The organism is Lysinibacillus sp. FW12 (genome assembly GCF_050817245.1).
Classification (GTDB): domain Bacteria; phylum Bacillota; class Bacilli; order Bacillales_A; family Planococcaceae; genus Lysinibacillus; species Lysinibacillus irui.
The window spans coordinates 2,253,123-2,274,076 of record NZ_CP139094.1; the positions used below are offsets into that span (position 1 = coordinate 2,253,123).

The 20,954-nt window shown below is 40.2% G+C and carries 20 protein-coding genes; 17 read left to right on the forward strand and 3 right to left on the reverse strand.

Annotation, left to right across the window (positions count from 1 at the left end):
* Positions 1 to 39: 39 nt before the first annotated feature.
* From SJW71_RS11550 to SJW71_RS11560, 3 genes are all read left to right on the forward strand, one after another.
* Positions 40 to 3,228: a BTAD domain-containing putative transcriptional regulator gene (locus SJW71_RS11550; protein ID WP_431812172.1), complete on the forward strand. Its 3,189-nt coding sequence runs from the start codon at positions 40 to 42 to the stop codon at positions 3,226 to 3,228.
* A gap of 839 nt (positions 3,229 to 4,067) precedes the next feature.
* Positions 4,068 to 4,886, forward strand: a complete 819-nt coding sequence (locus tag SJW71_RS11555) for an alpha/beta fold hydrolase (protein ID WP_431812173.1) — start codon at positions 4,068 to 4,070, stop codon at positions 4,884 to 4,886.
* Positions 4,887 to 4,961: 75 nt separating this feature from the next.
* The gene (locus SJW71_RS11560; protein ID WP_431812174.1) at positions 4,962 to 5,375 is read left to right on the forward strand and encodes a GNAT family N-acetyltransferase; all 414 of its coding nucleotides are present in this window, start codon (positions 4,962 to 4,964) and stop codon (positions 5,373 to 5,375) included.
* A gap of 62 nt (positions 5,376 to 5,437) precedes the next feature.
* On the opposite strand, the gene SJW71_RS11565 is transcribed toward SJW71_RS11560, so the two are convergent.
* Entirely contained in the window at positions 5,438 to 6,358 is a 921-nt protein-coding gene (locus SJW71_RS11565; protein WP_429978975.1) for an MBL fold metallo-hydrolase, read from the reverse strand.
* A 592-nt stretch (positions 6,359 to 6,950) separates the two neighbouring features.
* Here SJW71_RS11565 and SJW71_RS11570 point away from each other — a divergent pair.
* The 12 genes from SJW71_RS11570 (at position 6,951) to panF (ending at position 18,289) form a co-directional block, all read left to right on the forward strand.
* Complete coding sequence (locus SJW71_RS11570) at positions 6,951 to 8,189, forward strand: substrate-binding domain-containing protein (RefSeq protein WP_322605192.1); 1,239 nt, start codon at positions 6,951 to 6,953, stop codon at positions 8,187 to 8,189.
* Between the two features lie 63 nt (positions 8,190 to 8,252).
* Positions 8,253 to 9,029 carry an ABC transporter ATP-binding protein gene (locus SJW71_RS11575; RefSeq protein WP_431812175.1) on the forward strand — a complete coding sequence of 259 codons (777 nt, stop codon included), beginning with the start codon at positions 8,253 to 8,255 and terminating at the stop codon, positions 9,027 to 9,029.
* The gene (locus SJW71_RS11580; RefSeq protein WP_322610778.1) at positions 9,004 to 9,711 is read left to right on the forward strand and encodes an ABC transporter ATP-binding protein; all 708 of its coding nucleotides are present in this window, start codon (positions 9,004 to 9,006) and stop codon (positions 9,709 to 9,711) included. The genes SJW71_RS11575 and SJW71_RS11580 overlap by 26 nt, the downstream gene beginning before the upstream one ends.
* Positions 9,712 to 9,726: 15 nt before the next feature.
* The gene (locus SJW71_RS11585; RefSeq protein WP_274793213.1) at positions 9,727 to 10,599 is read left to right on the forward strand and encodes a branched-chain amino acid ABC transporter permease; all 873 of its coding nucleotides are present in this window, start codon (positions 9,727 to 9,729) and stop codon (positions 10,597 to 10,599) included.
* Positions 10,596 to 11,612, forward strand: coding sequence for a branched-chain amino acid ABC transporter permease (locus SJW71_RS11590; RefSeq protein ID WP_431812176.1), 1,017 nt, complete (start codon positions 10,596 to 10,598; stop codon positions 11,610 to 11,612). The genes SJW71_RS11585 and SJW71_RS11590 overlap by 4 nt, the downstream gene beginning before the upstream one ends.
* Positions 11,609 to 12,613, forward strand: a complete 1,005-nt coding sequence (locus SJW71_RS11595; protein ID WP_431812177.1) for a 3-oxoacyl-ACP synthase — start codon at positions 11,609 to 11,611, stop codon at positions 12,611 to 12,613. The genes SJW71_RS11590 and SJW71_RS11595 overlap by 4 nt, the downstream gene beginning before the upstream one ends.
* Before the next feature lie 12 nt (positions 12,614 to 12,625).
* Positions 12,626 to 13,537 carry an intracellular short-chain-length polyhydroxyalkanoate depolymerase gene (gene phaZ, locus SJW71_RS11600; protein WP_431812178.1) on the forward strand — a complete coding sequence of 304 codons (912 nt, stop codon included), beginning with the start codon at positions 12,626 to 12,628 and terminating at the stop codon, positions 13,535 to 13,537.
* Complete coding sequence (gene fabG / locus SJW71_RS11605) at positions 13,521 to 14,252, forward strand: 3-oxoacyl-ACP reductase FabG (RefSeq protein ID WP_322605185.1); 732 nt, start codon at positions 13,521 to 13,523, stop codon at positions 14,250 to 14,252. The genes phaZ and fabG overlap by 17 nt, the downstream gene beginning before the upstream one ends.
* Positions 14,253 to 14,266: 14 nt before the next feature.
* Positions 14,267 to 15,745 (forward strand): class I adenylate-forming enzyme family protein, encoded by a 1,479-nt coding sequence (locus SJW71_RS11610; protein WP_431812179.1) that lies wholly within the window; start codon positions 14,267 to 14,269, stop codon positions 15,743 to 15,745.
* Positions 15,746 to 15,804: 59 nt separating this feature from the next.
* The gene (locus SJW71_RS11615) at positions 15,805 to 16,359 is read left to right on the forward strand and encodes a short-chain dehydrogenase (RefSeq protein WP_429978981.1); all 555 of its coding nucleotides are present in this window, start codon (positions 15,805 to 15,807) and stop codon (positions 16,357 to 16,359) included.
* Between the two features lie 221 nt (positions 16,360 to 16,580).
* A complete protein-coding gene (locus SJW71_RS11620) occupies positions 16,581 to 16,844 on the forward strand; it encodes a YhdT family protein (protein WP_431812180.1) in 264 nt (87 codons plus the stop codon).
* Entirely contained in the window at positions 16,844 to 18,289 is a 1,446-nt protein-coding gene (panF, locus tag SJW71_RS11625) for a sodium/pantothenate symporter (RefSeq protein ID WP_274793205.1), read from the forward strand. The genes SJW71_RS11620 and panF overlap by 1 nt, the downstream gene beginning before the upstream one ends.
* 43 nt (positions 18,290 to 18,332) lie before the next feature.
* Here the strand turns inward: panF and SJW71_RS11630 are convergent, their stop codons facing one another.
* Positions 18,333 to 19,103: a TSUP family transporter gene (locus SJW71_RS11630; RefSeq protein WP_274793204.1), complete on the reverse strand. Its 771-nt coding sequence runs from the start codon at positions 19,101 to 19,103 to the stop codon at positions 18,333 to 18,335.
* Between the two features lie 127 nt (positions 19,104 to 19,230).
* On the opposite strand from SJW71_RS11630, the gene SJW71_RS11635 reads away from it, so the two are divergent.
* Entirely contained in the window at positions 19,231 to 20,013 is a 783-nt protein-coding gene (locus SJW71_RS11635) for a TrmB family transcriptional regulator (RefSeq protein ID WP_431812181.1), read from the forward strand.
* A gap of 60 nt (positions 20,014 to 20,073) precedes the next feature.
* Positions 20,074 to 20,418 carry a hypothetical protein gene (locus tag SJW71_RS11640; protein ID WP_322605179.1) on the forward strand — a complete coding sequence of 115 codons (345 nt, stop codon included), beginning with the start codon at positions 20,074 to 20,076 and terminating at the stop codon, positions 20,416 to 20,418.
* Positions 20,419 to 20,471: 53 nt separating this feature from the next.
* On the opposite strand, the gene SJW71_RS11645 is transcribed toward SJW71_RS11640, so the two are convergent.
* Positions 20,472 to 20,843 carry a nucleotide excision repair endonuclease gene (locus SJW71_RS11645; RefSeq protein ID WP_274797331.1) on the reverse strand — a complete coding sequence of 124 codons (372 nt, stop codon included), beginning with the start codon at positions 20,841 to 20,843 and terminating at the stop codon, positions 20,472 to 20,474.
* Positions 20,844 to 20,954 lie beyond the last annotated feature (111 nt).

The following is a 20,954-nucleotide window of genomic DNA, read 5'->3' on the forward strand; positions in this document are numbered from 1 at the left end:
AGATTTTAGTAACCTTACAAAGTATGGAGGTTATTTAACGTGACAACAGATATTATTATTCAATCCAAATGTATAGCTCCAAGCCCGTCTAATCATTGCATTAATAGAGCAGCACTGATGAAAACACTAAAACAAAGTCATCAGCATACTTGCACAATTCTTCATAGTGGTGCAGGGTATGGTAAAACGACCACCCTTACTCAATTCCTTCATAACGAAACTAGTAAATTTTCTTGGTATAGTGTCTCCGATGAAGATGATAATCTATTACCTTTCTTAAGGCACCTTTTTTTTAGTATACAGCGAGTAGTACCGAATTTTGGGCATTCATTTGCTGCGTGGAACCAATTATCTCGCTTTCCAAAAATGGAGGAAATTAATCGCTGGTACAAACTTTTTGTGAACTGCTTATGTGATATGGATGAGCCTCTACTAATTGTTATTGATGATTTTCATCATGTAGATCATGTTTTTCACATTAATTATATAATGGAAAAAATGATTGAATTTGCGCCGCCCACGGTTCGTTTTATTATTGCTTCTAGAACATTACCTAATTGGGATATTACAAGGAAATTAAAGCTGCAAAAAAAATTGCTCATCATCAAAGAGAAAGAACTAGCATTTTCAACCGAGGAAATTGCCGTTTTTTTTGAAGAATATGTGGATGTGCATTTAACAGCTACTGAAATGGAGAAGGTGCTAGAGATTACCGAAGGCTGGGCTATTAGTATTTCTTTATTAGCTGAGCAATGGCACCATGCGTCTTTAGAACATTGGTTAACAATTTCAACAAACGACCTTTTCACATATTTGTCCGAGGAAGTGTATAGTACGATGACTTCGACTGAGCAGGAGATGATTTTGAAGTTAGCGATTTTTCCTACCTTTTCAGTGGAGCTATTGGAGCAATTTTATGGCCTTGACACCGCACAAATGCTACATCCATTAACACAGCGCCATTTATTTATTCAACCAGTAACAACTGATGGTTTATATCGGTTCCATGCATTATTTAGCCGATTTTTAGAAATGAAGTGGAGACAATTTCCAAGCCAGTATAAGGCGCTACATAAACAAGCTGCTTTGTATTATGTGGAGCATCAAAATATTCAGGCTGTCCTCTATCATGCCTTTAAAACAAATGACCATGATTTTTGTGGGGAGCTATTACAGCAACATGCAGAACCATTAGTACGTGCTGGTCAGTTTGAATGGTTGTTGGAAAAAATCAATCGGTTTACAGCACAGGAAAAAACCAATTTTTATAAGCTATATTATTTTGAAGGTGAATGTCATCGCTATCGTGCTTTTTATGAAAAAGCAAAGCAATCATATGAGAAATGCGCAGAAATTGCCGAGCAACAGCAGGATCATTTATTTATGACCAAGTCCCAAGCAGGCTTAGCGCATATATATTTAGACACCATTCAACCTGCCTTAGCGGAGCCCTATTTAGAACGGGCATTAGAGCTAGCTCAACATACACCATTATTAAAAGAGGAATTATTAGAACTACAACGACAATACGCAGAAAATCTAGTGAATTTAGGAAAGGCGAAAGGTGCTCAACTTTTTATCGAGGATGTGGCATTGCCTGAGGATGTCGTTCAACGAGCCAATGTTGATGTACGTGTTTTATTACGTACAGGACAATTACAAGAGGCGAAGGAATTATTAACGCAACGGCTTGAATTACCACCCCAGCTTGTGGCGACACATCGTGAAAGTGAACTACTTGCATCTTTTGTCTATGCATTGTTAGGTCAAGGGAAGGATGCTTGGTATGCTGCACAGCACGGCATTCGGCGGGGGTTAAGAGAAAAGTCCATATTCATTGAGGCTGTTGGCTATATCAGAAAGGCGCATGCATTGCTGTTAATGGATTATCCTGATCATCAAGGTGCATGTAAGGCCTATGAAAAAGCCTTATCTTTAATGAATACGATCAATATCTCACGGGTTAAAGCTGAGCCTTATATGGGGTTAGCCATTGTCAAACATACGTTAGGGGATATGGTCGCAGCGAAAAAATACTTAGCGCTTGGTTTACAGGAAACAGAGCAGGTACAAGATGCATGGATGACGGCCCTTATTCTTATAGCAGAAGTGAAAATCATTCTTTCTGAGCAAGAAACAGAACGAGCAAAGCAATTATTAAAAAAAGCTCAGCATTTATTTCACGAATGCGGTGATCGTAATGGCTTGATGCATGTTTTGTTTTATCAAGCAGTCATTGCTTTTCAAGAACAGAATGTTGAGCAATTTCAACCATATTTTCAACAATTTGCGCAATTATGTTTGGCAAATAGCTATGAATATTTTTTGCAAAAGAAGATGATTCTTGGTCCAAGTAATCGCATGATTTTCTACGAACTATTGCAATTTAGTCAAAATGGTGAGGAGGAACATCCAGCCATTCAAGCATTACGACATAATTTTCAAGTGGAGGGTAGCATCAGTTATCCGCATGATGAAGTTCAAATCAAACTTTTTGGGAGTTTAAGTTTAATTAGAGGGCAACGAAAGCTGGAAGATAAAGAATGGCAACGCGATAAATCAAAGGAATTATTTGTCTATCTGTATTGTCACCGTCATCGCTTTACACCAAAGGAGGAAATTGCCCAGGCATTATGGCCTGAACGCAGTATCGAGTCCTTGGACCGAGATTTTAAGGTAGTGTTAAATACATTATTAAAAGTGTTGGAACCACAGCGGAATGCAAGACAGGATAGTTTTTTTATTCAGCGAAAAAAAAATATGTATCAGCTACAGCATATCTCTTTTCTCCACATTGATGTGGAGCGGTTCCTCTATTATTACCAGTTAGGTATGGAGGAATTTGATCCAGAGCTGTCCAATGAATGGCTACAATTAGCAGAAGCGAGTTATACGGATACCTTGTACGCTGAAAAAAAGCAAATTGACTGGCTTGTCCAGGATCGCGAAAAGCTACAATTTTTATATATTGAAGTGCTTGAACGGTTAGCACAAAATGCAACGCGACAACAGCAATTTAAAAAAGCTATCAACTACGCAGAGAAGATTCTACGAGAGGATGCCCTTTGGGAGGAAGGGTATCGCTTGCTCATGTACAGTCACTATCAACTGCAAAATCGTTCCCTTGCATTAAAATGGTATGAAAAATGTGTCCATCAATTGCAGCAAGAATTAAACACAACGCCGATGGAATCCACCATGGCTGTCTATGATTTGATTATGGGGTAGCCAGATGGTCGAAGACGGGAGCAATCCTACACTATCTCTTAATGGTAGGAGCAAAGTAAGCTAAAAATAAGCAAAACCGCTCGAAAGTAAGGAGAAGTCGCTCCTAAATAGGGTGAGCCGCTCCAAAGTAGGTAGAAGTCGCTCCAAAGTAGGTAGAAGTCGCTCATAAATAGGGTGGAACCGCTCCAAAGTGGGTAGAAGTCGCTCATAAATAGGGTGGAACCGCTCGAAATTAAGGAGAAGTCGCTCATAAATAGTGTGGAACCGCTCCAAAGTGGGTAGTAGTTCTCATAAATAGGGTGAAACCGCTCGAAAGTAGGTAGAAGTCGCTCATAAATAGGGTGAGCCGCTCGAAAGTAAGGAGAAGTCGCTCCTAAATAGGGTGAAGCCGCTCCAAAAAAGTGAGAAAGCGCTCATAAATAGGGTGGAACCGCTCGAAGGTAAGGAGAAGTCGCTCATAAATAGGGTGAAGCCGCTCCAAAAAAGTGAGAAAGCGCTCATAAATAGGGTGGAACCGCTTGAAAGTAAGGAGAAGTCGCTCATAAATAGGGTGGAACCGCTCCAAAGTAAGGAGAAGACGCTCCTAAATAGGGTGAAACCGCTCGAAAGTAAGGAGAAGTCGCTCATAAATAGGGTGGAACCGCTCCAAAGTAGGTAGAAGTCGCTCATAAATAGGGTGGAACCGCTCCAAAAAAGTGAAAAAGCGCTCATAACAAGGCAAGAACCGCTCGTAAATAGGGTGAGCCGCTCGTAACGTGAGTCAAACCGCTCAAACAAGGGAGCCAAACATAATCCATTTCTAAAATAATATAAAAAGTAATGTATCCGGGGGAACAACAATGCCATTTTGTCAGATTAAGAAAGCGAATATTTATTATGAAGTAATTGGAACAGGAACACCGATTATCATGCTACATGGATTTTCTCCTGATCATCGATTGATGAAAGGATGCATGGAGCCTATTTTTGATGGGCGTGAGGGGTGGAAACGTATTTATTTAGATCTTCCTGGAATGGGCAGAACGACAGATTATTTAACTATTGAGAATTCAGATGAAATGCTAGATGCGGTCATTGAATTTATAGACGAAATTATCCCTAATGAACCCTACTTGTTGGTGGGGGAATCGTATGGTGGCTATTTAGCGCGTGGCATTATGAGAAACTCTATGGAACAACTATTGGGGGCAGCCTTTATCTGTCCTCTAATTATTCCTGAGAAACAACATCGAACAGTGCCAGAGCATCTTGTGATGAGAGAAGATCCTATATTTTTCTCAACATTAAGCCAGCAGGAGAAAGACGATTTTAAGGCGCATCAAGTTGTACTGGATGCCTATAACTGGCAACGCTACACGACAGAGGTGCTAGCAGGATGTAATAGAGCAGATCAAGATTTTTTAGAAAAAATTCAGCAAAGCTATCATTTTTCCTTTGCCGTTGATCAACAGTCCTTTGGCATGCCTAGCCTCTTCTTACTGGGAAAACAAGATTCAGTAGTTGGCTATAAGGACGCGTTTTCGATTCTAGAGATGTATCCAAGAGCAACCTTTGCAATTTTAGATATTGCTGGTCATAATTTACAAATTGAACAAGCTGATTTATTTAAAAATCTAATGAGTGAGTGGTTGGACCGAGTAGAGGGAGAGATGGGATAAAATGATACTTGCCAATGAAACAGTTTGGCGAGGTATTACGTAGATTACTATTTCATTGAAAGGAGTTGATTGTTAGTGCAGTATAAATACAATCTAGATGACATTTCATCGGATATGTTGAGAGGCTTTTTTGTAGATTGGCCCAATCCACCTAGCCCGCAAACACACTTAAAACTATTGGAAAATAGCAGTAACGTCGTCATTGCGGTTGATGAACAGTCTAAGCAGGTAGTAGGATTTATAACAGCAATTAGTGATGAAGTTTTATCGGCTTATATTCCATTCCTTGAAGTACTTCCAGCATATAAAAATAGAGGCATTGGCAAGGAATTAATCAAGCGAATGCTGGATGAGCTGAGTAATATTTATATGATTGATTTATGTTGTGACGATGATTTAATTCCTCTATATGAAAAATTTGGGATGATCAGATCCAATGGGATGCTCATGAGAAATTACAAAATGCAATCAGGAATACCGAATGAATAGTTTAATACTATAAAAGACAAAAATGTTGCTCATTCAACGTTTTTGTCTTTCTTTTTAGCTGTTTACAATTCTTTTAGTATGTTTAAATTTTTAATAAACAACTCCATCACATCAATATTGATCGTTGTCCAATCTTGATATGCGGGGGGAATTGAAACGTCTTCCATGTTACTTACCTTTTTCGATAACAATTTCATTTCATTAATATAGTTTTTTAGCTTGATGATATCTTTTTTAGTCCCTATGGATCCGTGACCAGGGATGGCCTTTTGAATGGCTAAGTTATTTACTTTTTCTAAAATATTTTCCCATTGTGTTGGATTGGAATATGGGAAGAATGATGGATGCATACCGACAAATAGAAGATCAGCCATAAAAATGATTTCATCTTCAGGAATATAAAGAAACGAATCACAGGGAGAATGACCACCTCCCAGTGTCATTATTCTTGCAGTACGTTTGGTTCCGAAAATAGTAAACTCGTGCGTAAAAGTATATTGCGGCAAAACTAATTCCAGGCGAGGGATTGAGATTTCCATCTCCTTTAAAAAACTTATTTCATTCAATTTCTGTGTATCAGTTGGATGAGCATTTTGTTCAAGTGAGGCAATGTACTTTTTTAACCCTTTCAAATCGGCTTTCTGTTCGGCTATTTTTGCTGGATGGTTTTCCTTCATTTGTTGAAGTGTTGTTTGACTAGATAATATATGACAATCTTTAAATACTTGGTTTCCTCTCGTATGATCGCTATGGAAATGACTATTAATTACCCAAGAGACGGGTTTGCTCGTAATACTTTCAGCTAGATTCCTTAGATCTTCAGCGGCTTGCTGAGTGTTAAATGTATCAAAAATAATCGTTTTATCGCCTAAATCAATGAAACCAGCATTGCCAAACGCGCCACCACCATCTTTCGCAATAGCAGCATAAATGCCTTCACTTACTTTTTCAAGATTAAAATGACTGGAATAGTAATTACTCATTAAATTTCCCTCTCTTTTTTATATGGTGTTTAGTATAGATAATTCGTGTTACTAAATAAAAAAACCTGCACTATTCATTCTTCTTTTATTAATTCGCAAAACTATAATACCATAAATACCCATTTACAAATTGTTGTCACAGGCAAGTGATTGTCTTAGTGGGCACATAATAAAAGAGCCATTGTTCCTGCCGTAGCGTTGCACTGCACTTTCGGGACAGAAAACAGATCTGCCATTTCGGTAGATCATAAAAGAGCTTTTTGTCCCTGCCGTAGCGTTGCACTCCACTTTCGGGATAGAGCTAGACTTGTCCCTGCCGTTGCGCTTCCTGCACTTTCGGGACAGAAAACAAATCTGCCATTTCGGCAGATTATAAAAGAGCTTTTTGTCCCTGCCGTTGCGTTGCACTGCACTTTCGGGACAGAGCTAGACTTGTCCCTGCCGTTGCGTTGCACTCCACTTTCGGGACAGAAAACAAATCTGCCATTTCGGCAGATTTGTTTTTGTAACTAATTTGTAACTGGACTTTTATATATTGTTGTCATAGCAAGAAAGCGCTTTCTATTGAGCTTATCTTAAAGGGGGATTTGGGATGAAGAGGCATTGGTATTGGTTTCTTTTTGTGATAGTAGCTGTATTGTTGGTGGCATGTAATGGGGAAGAGGCAAAGGATGAAGGAGCGGGTGCGGATACTTCTGATGGTGAGACGAAGGCGGTGACGGCAGAAGGGGGCACGATCAAGATTGGGGTGCTTGCTTCGTTAACTGGGGCGCTTGAGTCTTATGGGAAGCAAACACAGCGGGGATTTGATTTAGGGATTGAGTATGCAACCGGCGGTACGATGGAGGTCAATGGGAAGAAAATAGAGGTTGTTTATGAAGATACCGAAACGAAGCCTGAGGTGGCTGTGCAGAAGGCTACAAAGCTATTAGAAGATGATCAGGTTGATTTTTTAGTAGGTTCTTCCAGCTCTGGTGATACGCTGGCTGTCCTACCACTTGCTGAGGAGTATGAAAAAATTATGGTGGTAGAGCCTGCGGTGGCTGATAGTATTACGGGTTCAGAATTTAATGAGTATATTTTCCGTACGGGTCGGAATTCCTCACAGGATGCCTATGCAGCAGCAGCGGCCATTGCTGGAGAGGGTGTGAAGATTGCTACGTTTGCACCGGATTATTCGTTTGGCTGGGATGGTGTAAATGCCTTTAAAACAGCAGCGGAGAAATTGGGGGCTGAGATTGTCTTAGAGGAATATGCCGATCCAGCAGCAACTGATTTTACGTCCAATTTACAAAAGGTAATTGATGCGAAGCCTGATTATTTATTTGTGGTTTGGGCGGGGGCTAATTCACCTTGGAATCAAATTGCAGATCTTAAAATTCAAGAAAAGGGCATAAAAATTTCAACTGGGGCGCCTGATATTATTGCACTGCAATTTATGAATCCGTTGATTGGCATGGAAGGCTTCTCGGTGTATTACCATACGCTTCCACAAAATGATGTCAATAAATGGTTAGTTGATGAGCATCAAAAACGCTTCAATGAAGTACCAGATTTATTTACACCTGGTGGTATGTCTGCAGCGATTGCCATTGTGGAGGCATTGAAACAATCGGATGGGGATGCGGATGCTAACAAGCTGATTGACATTATGGAAGGGATGTCATTTGAGACACCAAAAGGCACGATGACGTTCCGCGAAGAGGACCATCAGGCACTTCAGTCAATGTATTCAATTCGCTTAGAGCAGCAAGATGGTGTGGATTACCCTGTACCAGTACTTATTCGTGAATTAAGTCCTGAGGAAACAGCACCTCCTGTTATGAATTAGATATTTGAGAGGCGGCGTCACGCTGTCTCTCTACATAATCACTAGAGATGAAGGGAGTAGAAGATGGAGCCGATACTTTACACCGAAAATTTAACGATTCGTTTTGGCGGACACACCGCTGTAGACCGCGTCAATTTTCAAATGCCAGAAAAGCATTTGAAATCGATCATTGGGCCGAATGGAGCTGGTAAAACAACCTTTTTTAATTTGATAAGCGGAGAGCTAAAGCCAACAACAGGCGATGTTTATTTTAAAGGACAATCGCTGGCCGATAAGTCAGCCATTGAAAGAACTCGTATGGGGTTGGGTCGTTCCTTTCAAATTACGAATGTATTTCCAAACTTAACGGTCCTCGAAAATGTACGTTTAGCCGTCCAATCCAAGGAGAAAATTCGTTATCAGCTATTCCGACATTACAAAAGCTATAAGGCGATTACTGCTAAAGCAGAGGAATTATTATCTCTCGTTTTACTCGACAATAAACGTAATGCCCTCACAACGATGTTATCGCACGGGGAAAAAAGAAAGCTTGAAATTGCCATGCTATTGGCGTTAGATACGGAAATTTTACTGCTAGATGAACCTACAGCAGGTATGTCATTAGAGGAAGTACCTACGATTTTAGAAGTCATTCGGACGATAAAACAACAAGGGGATAAAACGATTCTGCTCATTGAACACAAAATGGATATGATTTTAGATGTATCCGATTCCATTATGGTGTTGTTTAATGGCCAGCTACTAGCAGACGGTTCACCAGAGGAAATCATGAATAATGATACCGTGCAACATGCATATTTAGGAGGGCTGTACGATGACCACCTTACTGACATTAAATGAGGTTCATACACATATCGGTCAATATCATATTTTGCAGGGCGTTAATTTTGAAGCGAAGGAGGGGCAGGTTACCGTACTGTTGGGACGCAATGGGGCAGGTAAAACGACCACGCTGAAAACGATAATGGGATTAACGCCGGCGACAAAGGGAGACATTGCTTTTCGCTCTCATTCAATTAAAAAAAGCCCAACCTATAAAGTAGCCAAATTAGGGATTGGCTATGTGCCAGAAAATCAAGGAATCTTTGCGGATTTAACAGTTGAGGAAAATATGAAAGTAGCAATGCGTAAGGAGGATTCTGCGACATTAGAGCGGCAGCAGTATGTGCTTGAGCTATTTCCGGACTTAAAGAAGTTTTGGAAAAAGGCAGGAGGGCATTTGTCTGGTGGTCAAAAGCAAATGCTGTCCATGGCAAGAGCCTTTATCAATGATAGTCAATTAATTTTGATTGATGAGCCGTCTAAGGGACTTGCTCCCATTGTAGTGGAGAAGGTAATGGAAGCCATTGTGGAAATGAAAAAGAAAACGTCCATTGTCCTCGTGGAGCAAAACTTTATCATGGCTAGTCGGATTGGTGATACCTACACCTTAATAGATGATGGCAGGACCGTGCATTCGGGCCATATGAAGGATCTCATTCATAATGAAGAACTAAAGCGGAAATATCTTGGAATTGGATGAAGGGGGTGACCATCTTTGGAGCTTTTCGTCAATTTAATCATTAATGGCTTGGCAACGGGGATGCTGATTTTTTTACTAGCAGCAGGCTTGACGTTAATTTTTGGCTTAATGGATGTGTTGAACTTTGCGCATGGTGGGTTATTTGTTTGGGGCGCCTATGCGGGAATTTTTATTTATATGTTTACGGAAAGTTTCCTTATTGGAATTCTTGGGGCGATTGTGACGGGTGCGTTACTTGGATTAATCACAGAGAAAATTATTATTACGCCCGTTTATGGCAATCATATTCAGCAAATTTTAATTACCCTGGGGCTAATGCTTGTGCTACAGGAACTCATTAAAGTGGTCTTTGGCCCAAATGGTGTTGCGGTAAAAACACCTAGTTATTTAGCGGGTAGCTGGGAAATTGGTGATGTTATTATTATTAAATATCGTTTATTTATCATTGTGATAGGTTTCGTTATTTTTGGTATTTTCCAATACATGCTGAAGCGTACAAAGATTGGATTAATCGTTCGTGCAGGTGTACAGGATAAGGAAATGGCACAGGCCCTTGGTATTCATATTAAGCGTGTATTTTTATATGTTTTTATGGTGGGCGCAGCGTTGGCGGCACTTAGTGGGATGTTGATGGCGCCCTATTCTGGAGTTATTTACGCAGAAATGGGCATGGAGTATGCCATTTTAGGCTTTATTGTAGTGGTCATTGGCGGTATGGGTAGTTTTTCGGGCTCTTTGCTTGCAGCTATTTTAGTAGGGCTTGCGGGTAGCTTTATGGCTTATTATGTGCCTGTCTTGTCACTAGCAGTCAATATGATTCTCATGGCCATCGTGTTAATTTTCCGTCCACAGGGGCTGTTTGCGATGCGAAGGGAGCGAACATCATGAACAATAAAATATCCTTGCGTTATATAGCCTTTTTCCTTTTACTAGCAATTTTTATTGTTCTTCCTTTTGTCAATGATTCGAGAACTTTGCTCATTTTACTAACGCAAATCTTTATTTTTGGGATATTAGCAATGAGCTATGATATTTTACTAGGCTATACAGGAATTGTCTCATTTGGGCACGCTATGTTTTTTGGCATCGGTGCCTATACGACAGCAGTCATGCTCAAGCAAATCGATAACACACTGTTAATCTTTGTGCTGTCCATAGTGATGGGCATGGTTCTGGCAGGGTTCATTAGTTTTTTAGTAGGGTTATTGACCTTGCGTCTGAAAAGTCATTTCTTTGCGATGCTTACGCTTGCTTTTTCAGGATTATTTTTAGTATTAGCTGAAAAGTGGCGCTCTGTCACGTATGGCAATGATGGCTTTACTTTTCGAGCACCCGATATGTTTAGAGATCGGATGACATTTTATTTCTTTGTGCTAGCAAGCCTAGTGCTCATCTTCTTAGCACTTTATCGTTTTGTGAACTCGCCGACAGGTCGCATTTTAATTGCTGTACGAGAAAATGAACAACGGACGAAATCATTAGGCTTTAATACGTTGCACTATAAAGTTATAGCCTCCGTTGTTGCGGGCATAGTGGCAAGCTTTGCAGGCTCCTTATATGCAGTGTCATTGCGTTTCGTCAATACAAGTGTGATGGCAATGGATATTACACTCGATGCCCTCTTAATGACGATAATTGGTGGGGTCGGCACGTTAGTCGGGCCATTATTAGGAGCGACAGTCATTGAATATGCTCAGCACGCTCTATCCGGCTTGGCACGAGATTATCCAATTTTTGAACGCTGGATTATCTTCTTTGGCATTCTTTATATTTTAGCTGTCATCTTTTTCCCAAAGGGCATTATTGGCTCACTAAAACTACTGTTTTGGAAATGGCGAAGAAAGCTAAAACAAAAGAAAGCGACGGTTGCCCTGCCACAGGAAAAGGAGCGATTTGAATGACAATCGGTATTGTTAGTACAGGTATTTATCTACCTCAAAATAAAATGACAGCGCAAGAAATAGCTGCTCTTTCGAATATTCCTGAGGATATTATTCGTCAAAAAATGGGCATTCATGAAAAGCCAATTCCTGGCGCACATGATCATACAGTGCAAATGGGGATATGGGCTGCACAGGAAGCGATTCAAAAGGCAAATATAGATCCAAAAGATATTGATGTTGTTATTTATATAGGGGAGGAGCATAAGGAATATCCACTCTGGACAGCCTCCATCAAAATGCAGGAGGAGCTTGGTGCGGTCAATGCTTGGGCCTTTGATGTGCAATTGCGCTGTGGCACAACGATTATGGCATTGAAGGTAGCAAAAAGCTTAATGGCCTCAGATGAAAGTATTCAAACTATTCTTCTAGCGGGCGGATATCGGAATGTTGATTTTATCGATTATAGCAACCCTAGGACACGTTTTATGTACAATTTGGCTGCTGGTGGAGGGGCCATAGTATTACGGAAAAATGAGGATAAAAACCAGCTTTTAGAGGCTGATATTATGACGGATGGCTCTTTCTCGGAGGATGTTGTCGTTCCAGTTGGGGGAACGAAAACACCGTTAACCCCATCCCATTTAACTGAAAACTTATATAAGCTTGACGTATTAGACCCAATTGGTATGAAAGAGCGCTTAGAACAGAAATCTTTAAGGAATTTTTTGAAGGTCATTCGTAGCTCTTTAGCGAAAAGTGGATACAGTGAAGCACAGCTTGACTATTTAGCGATGCTGCATATGAAGAGGTCTGCCCATGATTATATTTTAGCAGACCTTGGTTTACAGCAGGAGCAATCGATTTATTTGCAAGAATATGGGCATATCGGGCAGATTGATCAACTATTGTCGTTACAGCTAGCATTGGAGCAAAAGCGTATTCAAGAAGGTAATATTGTTACATTGGTTAGTGCAGGTATTGGCTATGTATGGGGGGCTATCACAATACGTTGGGGATAAGGGGGAAATGGAATGTTAAAAACAATTCAGCTCGCAAATGGTGAAACGATGGCTTATCGTAAGCGCTCAGGGGGAGCTCAACTTTTACTATTGGTTCATGGTAATATGACATCTTCTAAGCATTGGGATATTCTGATGGATGCTTTAGATGACAAATATACAATTTATGCTATCGATTTACGAGGTTTTGGTGGATCATCGTATCATAAGCCTATCTCTGCCATTAAAGATTTTAGCGATGATGTCAAGCTATTTATCGATGCTATGCAGTTGCAAACCTTCGATATGATTGGCTGGTCAACAGGAGGAGCCGTCTGTATGCAGTTTGCCGCTAATTATCCAGGGCATTGTCAACGACTGATTTTACTAGCTTCCGCTTCAACACGTGGTTATCCATTCTACACGGATTTAGGAACAGGCAATCCAGCATCCTTTAAAAGAGCCTATAGCTATGAAGAAGTGTTGATTGATACATCCAAAACAAAGCTTGTGCAAGGCTTCTATGATACAAAAAATGGTGAAGGCTTACAATCTATATGGAATGCATTAATTTATACCCATCAACAGCCGAACGCAGAAAAATATCAAGAATATATAGAGGATATGCTGACACAACGGAATTTAGCAGAAGTGTACCACGCACTCAATACGTTTAATATGAGTGCTATTGACAATGAGATTGCAAAAGGCTCTCAAGAATCCCTCTTACTCCATATTCCGATTTTAGTATTGCGAGGGGATCGGGATTTGGTCATTACAGAGGAAATGAATGCAGAATTGCTACATGATTTAGGCAAGGAGACACAGTTCGTTAGTTTAAAAAATTGTGGGCATTCCCCACTGATCGATGATTTAGCACAGCTAACAGCCGAAATCGAGGCTTTTTTAGAAATTGGGGGGAGAAATCATGCGATTAAACAATAAGGTTGCGATTATCACTGGCGCTGCAAATGGGATTGGTTATGCGGCTACCGAACGTTTTATTGAAGAAGGTGCATTTGTGTTTATCGCCGATTTTGATGAACAGGCAGGGATTCACGCTGCCGAACAACTAGGGGACAACGTGGCCTTTATACAAGTAGATGTAGCAAGTAGAGAGAGCGTTCAACAACTAGTAGCAGCAGTAATCGAACAGAAAGGTCGCATTGATATCCTAGTGAATAATGCAGGGATTACAAGAGATGCAATGCTGACGAAGATGACAGAGGACCAATTTCAGCAGGTTATCGATGTTAATCTGACTGGGGTTTTTCATTGTACTCAGGAGGTTATCCCCCATATGGTGGCAGCTGGTGGTGGCAAAATAATTAATACATCATCGGTAAGTGGGGTTTACGGTAATGTTGGTCAAACGAATTACGCAGCTACAAAAGCAGCCATTGTAGGAATGACGAAAACGTGGGCAAAGGAATTAGGGCGTAAGGGAATCAACGTCAATGCAGTGGCACCCGGGTTTACAGAAACGGATATGGTCAAAAAGATGCCTGAAAATATTGTGGCTCAAATGCGCTCAATCGTTCCCTTACAACGATTAGGGACACCACGGGATATTGCCAATGCCTACTTGTTTTTAGCATCTGATGAGGCTTCCTACGTCCACGGTCATACGCTACATGTGGATGGAGCCATCATGATGTGATCGGGGGTGTTAAGATGTTTGTCGAGCAAGCTTGGATTTTAAAACGTGCCTCCTTAACGCCTCATCACATCGCGTTAATTAATTTAGCAACAGAAGAGCAGTGGACCTATCAGCAATTATCTGAGGAAATTGGTAAATGGAGTCATTTTTTTGAGCGTCAGCAGCTACAAAAAGGAAGTAGAGTCGCTGTTTTTGCAAAAAATCACATTCAATTGTTTGCTGTTTTATTTGCTTGTGGGCTACGTGGACTTATCTATGTGCCGTTAAATTGGCGTTTGAGTAAAGAGGAATTAACACAAATTTTGAAGGATGCTACCCCTTCTATTCTGTTGTATGACGAGGAAGGTTCTTGTCCCTTGACACTAGAAAAGATGTTTCCTCTTCAGAGCATCGAGCAAGAGAAGGATACGGTACCAAATAGGCAAGCAGTGGACATGGACGATCCATGGTTAATGATTTATACGGGAGGTACTACAGGGCGACCAAAAGGGGTTGTGCTTTCCTTTCAATCGGTGAATTGGAACGCCATGAATACAATTATTAGCTGGGGTTTACATGCTCAAGACCGTACATTAAATTATATGCCGATGTTTCATACAGGTGGTTTAAATGCATTATGTATACCATTACTCATGGCTGGTGGGACGGTCATCATTGGCGATAAATTTGAAGCAGAAACAGCGCTGCAAGCAACGAATCAATACAAAACGACCATTTCCCTTTTTGTGCCAACGATGTATCAAGCGATGATTGCTACGAAGTACTTTCAGGAAAATCAATTTCCTTCGATGAAAGTATTTTTATCAGGCGGTGCACCATGTCCTCATCCTATTTATGATGCCTTTTACAAGAAGGGGCTATTTTTTAAAGAAGGCTACGGTTTAACCGAAGCAGGACCTAATAATTTTTATATAGCTAGAGAGCATGCTTACGCGAAAAAAGGGGCTGTCGGAAAGAGCATGCAATTTAACGAGGCTAAAATCATCAACCCCGCAGGGCAAAGCTGTGCACCTCGTGAAGTCGGAGAGCTTTTCGTAAAAGGAAAGCATATGTTTCGATTTTACTGGAATAACAAGCAAGAAACTGCCAATATCCTGCAAGATGGCTGGTTAAAAACAGGCGATTTAGCCATGATGGATGAAGATGGTGACTTCTATATCGTGGGACGTAGAAAGGAAATGATCATTTCGGGCGGCGAAAATATTTATCCGCAGGAAGTGGAGCAATGCCTATTACAGCATCCGCATGTACAGGAGGTTGCCGTGATTGGAGTAGAGGATGACTATTGGGGTGAGATTGTAACAGCTTTTATTGTCTGTCAAAATCAAGCCACGGCTGTTTTAGATGAACTCAATGAGCTATGCCACCAGCAATTAGGACGGTATAAAATTCCAAAACAAATCATTTTCCTAGATGAATTACCTAAAACAAGTGTTGGCAAAATTGATAAAAAGGCATTGCAACTACTTGTCGATACACCGAACTGTAAGTAAATAAGTAGCTTAGCGACTCTCACATTTCTTTAAATCTTAATGAAGTGAGGGATAAATGGATGACACATGCATTAGTTATTGGTGGAACAGGGATGTTAGCTAACACATCCCTATGGTTAGTGAATAATGGTTATCATGTTTCAGTCATTGGACGGAATGCCGATCGGATGGAACGTTTACTAAACAAGGCTACTAACTCATCCATGATAACCCCTTTGTTAGTAGATTATCGTGATGAATCCTTATTATTAAAGAAAATACGAGAAACGATGCAGCAAAATGGACCTATTGAATTAGTAATTGCTTGGATTCATTCATATGCTGATAGTACATTAGAGCGCATAGCAAGTGAAATTTCACAATGGCAAGGCGGATCATGGAAACTGTTTCATGTCTTGGGGAGTCGTGCAAATCTTATTGAAGTTAAAGGGCAAATCGATAAACTTGATGCCCTACAATACCATCAAGTTCAACTTGGCTTTAAAATTGAAGATAGTCATTCACGGTGGCTTACAAATGAGGAAATATCACAAGGTGTCATTGATTCCATTCAGCATGATCGGTTACTCCATACTGTGGGAACGATGGAGCCTTGGGAAAAACGTCCGTCATAAGCAAATACCATTCCTAAAAACCTTCGTCTCATTCAATAGACGAGGGTTTTTATTTATAGAGCGGTTGAATTTCGTTATTGACGATTGGGTGTTTGCTGGAACCCTATTGAAAAATCCAAAAGTATTGATAGCTTCGAGACTACATAGGATAAAAAACGTTTCTTACACTTCCCATCAGACCAACATATCAGTAAAATAGAGTAGGTTAGGGGGATTGTCATGTGAAAGATCAACGCTTTAAAATAGCGCATCGAGAGGCGCTTATTGGGATTGGACTAGTCATTGTCAACTTTGCGATTTGGTTTGGCTTTGCCTATGGATTAGGCGGAGGAGATCCAGCTAATTATTCGTATGTATTCGGTTTTCCTGCTTGGTTTTTCTATAGCTGTATCGCGGGGACAGGCTTTATGATCCTGCTCATCTGGATTGTCATGAAACTCTTTTTCAAAGAGGTACCATTTGATGATGAGGAGGGGGATCGCTAATGCATTGGCAAGTTGTATTTCCTTTGCTATTATTTCTAATTATTATTTTTGGGATTGGTATTTGGGCTAATAAGCATATCCGTTCCTCTAATTCGTTCCTTCAGGAGTATTTCCTTGGTGGTCGTGAAATGGGTGGCTTCATTCTGGCGATGACGATGATTGCTACATATGGTAGTGCAAGTAGTTTTATCGGTGGGCCAGGTGTAGCCTATACAAAAGGCCTTGGCTGGGTATTACTCGCGATGGCACAGCTTCCGGCGGGTTATTTTGTCCTCATGATTTTAGGTAAAAAATTCGCTATCATTGCTCGTCGTTACCAGGCCATCACATTAATTGACTTTTTACGAGAGCGCTACAAAAGCCATGTCATTGTGATTTTATCTGCCATCAGTATTATTGTTTTTTTATTTTCTGCGATGATGGCACAATGGGTCGGGGGCGCACGTTTAATTGAATCTTTGACAGGCTTAAGCTACACAACGGCACTGTTTATTTTTGCTATTTCGGTGTTAGTGTATGTTATTATTGGAGGCTTCCGAGCAGTAGCTTTAACGGATACAGTCCAGGGCACGATTATGGTTATTGGTACAGTTATTTTATTAATTGGCACAATTATTGCAGGTGGTGGTATCGATAATATTATGACCTCACTAGTCGCTGAAAATCCGGATTTTGTATCACCCTTTGGCGCACAGGGAGATTTAACACCACTTTATGTCTCGACATTTTGGATTTTAATCGGTGTGGGTGTCGTAGGACTCCCACAAATTGCAGTTCGTGCGATGAGCTATAAAGATTCAAAAAGTATGCATTTAGCCATCATTATCGGTACGATTGCGATTGGGACAATCATGTTTGGTATGCATTTAATTGGTGTATTAGCTCGACCTGTCCTACCTGGTATTGATATTGGAGATAAAGTGATGCCACTTCTAACGTTGAAGGTATTACCGCCATTTTTAGCAGGGATTGTATTAGCTGCACCAATGGCCGCTACGATGTCTACTGTTAATGCACTGCTCATGCTTGTTAGCTCCACAGTTGTGAAAGACATCTATTTAAATTACATGAAGCCAAAAGCAAGTGATGCAGAAATTAAGCGTGCAAGCTTTATTGTCACAACGGTCATTGGATTAGCGGTCATTATCTTTGCCCTAAATCCACCAGACTTATTAGTATGGTTGAATTTATTTGCCTTTGGTGGGCTGGAGGCAGTCTTTATTTGGACCGTGGTCCTAGGATTGTATTGGAAGAAGGCGAACAAATATGGTGCAATTGCTTCGATGATTACAGGCATGTCCCTGTACATTGTCATTGATCGCTTCTATCCTTCCATCTTTGGTATGCATACAGTCACGCTGCCAATTGTGGCATCCTTCATTATTTTTGTTATGGTGAGTCTTGCCACTAGTCATAAATTTAAAAATGAACAATTAATGATTTAAAGTAAACACGCCACAGATTACAATTCTGTGGCGTGTTTTAATTTTAATGCATCATAAAATCATAGGCGTTTTTCGCTAATAATGTCATCGTCACCACGATAAAAAGCGTACGAACAAAGCCGCTTCCTTTTTGAATCGCCATTTTTGAGCCGAGCATTGCTCCACCAATTTGAGCGATCCCCATGACTAAACCATATACATAATGAATTTGCCCTAAGTAAGCAAACATACATACACCAGCTACATTACTCGCTAAATTTAAAAATTTCGCATTGCCTGCTGCCTTTAAAAAATCAAAGCCTATCAGCAGGAAGCTAAAGATTAAAAAGGAGCCTGTTCCAGGACCAAGAAAGCCATCATAAAAACCAATAGCAAATAACAGCAGCATAAATAAAAATAAATGAGTTTTAGATAAATTTTTTACAGTAGAGACAGCACCCCAATCCTTTTTAAAGATTGTATAAATCCCCACTGCTGCCAGCATGACTAACATTAGTGGCTTTAGTAATGCTGGGTTGATGAGATGGACAGTCCATGCACCACATAATGATCCGATAAATGCTAGAGGAAAATATTTAAGGACAGAGCGAATTTCCAGCTGACCAGAACGGTAGAAGGAAATAGAGGATGTTAGTGAGCCCATTGCCCCTGCTAGTTTATTAGTGGCAACAGCAGCCGCTGGGTTAAGACCAACAAACAGTAGAGCCGGCAATGAAATTAATCCTCCTCCTCCAACTACCGAGTCGACAAAAGCTGCCAGAAATCCAAATGATATTAATAGAATGATAATATGTACATCGACATCAAAAACCATGATTACACCTCTTCTAAATTAGTTACTACTGAAATAGTAACTAATTTATTTACTGCTGTAAACCCTAACTTTTTTATTGGCAAATCTTCACAACAGTAGCCTATAATAAAGATAATGGAGGGATTACATGGAGGAATTAATCACCCAGTTGAAAGATATGGGTTTTACAGAATATGAAGCAAAAGCCTATACGGCACTCGTTCAACAAAGTCATGTTAGTGCCTATCAGGTCAGCAAAAATTCTGGCATACCGCGTGCAAGAGTGTATGATATTTTAAATATCCTTGTAGAAAAAGGGATCGTGTTGAAAGAAGAGACCGCAGAACAAACGACCTATTCAGCCATGCCCGTGTCCGTATTTTTACAGCAAATAGAGCAGCGCTGGCAAACAAATTTTTCGTCGATAAGTATGAAATTAGAAAAGCTAGAGGAAAATGTTCAGGAAGTGGAGCATAAAGTCGTGATGCTAAAGGGTAAGGAGTCCATCCTCAATTACTGTCAGTCACTTTTAAGAAATGCAAAGAAAAAAGTGATTCTGTCGATGTGGGAAGATATGTACGATGCGCTACGGCAAGACCTTCAAGAAGTGTCACAGCGTATTCCTGTGCATGGCATTACACTGTATGTAGACGAACACTTAGCGACTATTGACCGCCATAGGGCCACACACTATACGAAAAAAACGTCTACTCCACATTGGTTTATTTTATCGGTAGATGGTCAGGAAATGATTTATGGTCACTCCCCTTCCGCGCAAGAAACGGCCTTTATCACTAATGACCCTGTCCATATCTATTTGTTAGAGGATTATATTTGGCATGATGTCCTTATCAATAGACTAGTAAAACGCGATGATCAGGAGCTTGAGGATTGGATTGCGAAAGAGCGAAAAGGTTTTTTCTTAGAATAAAGATGAGAAAAGGGGAGCATTCTGAATAAATTAGTGTTGCTAGGTTTAGGGTGTCTACTAATGTTAGCAGCGTGTAATGCTACGCCACCTACCACTCCACTCAGCATTCGTGAACTACCTATCGTCCCAGAACATGTGCAGAAAAACATCGTTTCTCAGGACAATATTCAATTATTGTATGAAGATGACGCGACGTATTATCTCGTCTATTATTCAAAGGGGAATGTACTAGCAAGTATGGAAGTAGAGGAAAATAGACTTATCATTCATCTTAATGAAGGCAGCGAGCAACGAAAAGAGGCCCAACCATATGTTTTTAAAATATCGAAAAGCCCTGAACAGAACCTTATTGAGGTCTTCATCAACAAGCAAAACACACCCATCGATCGTATGACCATCCTGTGAAAAAAGAAACCGAAATCTCACTATGATGAGATTTCGGCTTTTTGTAATTTGTCTTAATAAAAGACTTTATCAACATTGTATTTGGAGCGGAAAGTATTAATGGCATATGTTTCGTAAATTTCACGTTCCATTGGATCTTCTACTTCATAGACTTCAATTTTGAACACTTCATCACGGTGGTTTTTCATCGGTGATACATTATCCTCAAAGTGCTTTTTAATACGTTGACGGATTTTACGAGCTTTCCCAACGAATAATAGCTCATTCTTGTCATTATAGAATAAGAAAATGCCGCCTTTATCACGTGTGATTTTATGGAAATCAATAAAGCCAAAATAAGGTGTGATTGGCACATCACCTGGTTTTACTTCTTGTTCACGTTGACGGATAACTACATCTGGTTTTGGAAATTCAATTTTAATCAAACTATTCACGTTCCTCTCTCTTACTAAAGCTATATGGTAACATAAATACGGCATGTTTACCATAAATTTTAAATATCGAAAAGCCACTAACAGCAAGCTTAGTGTACTTCA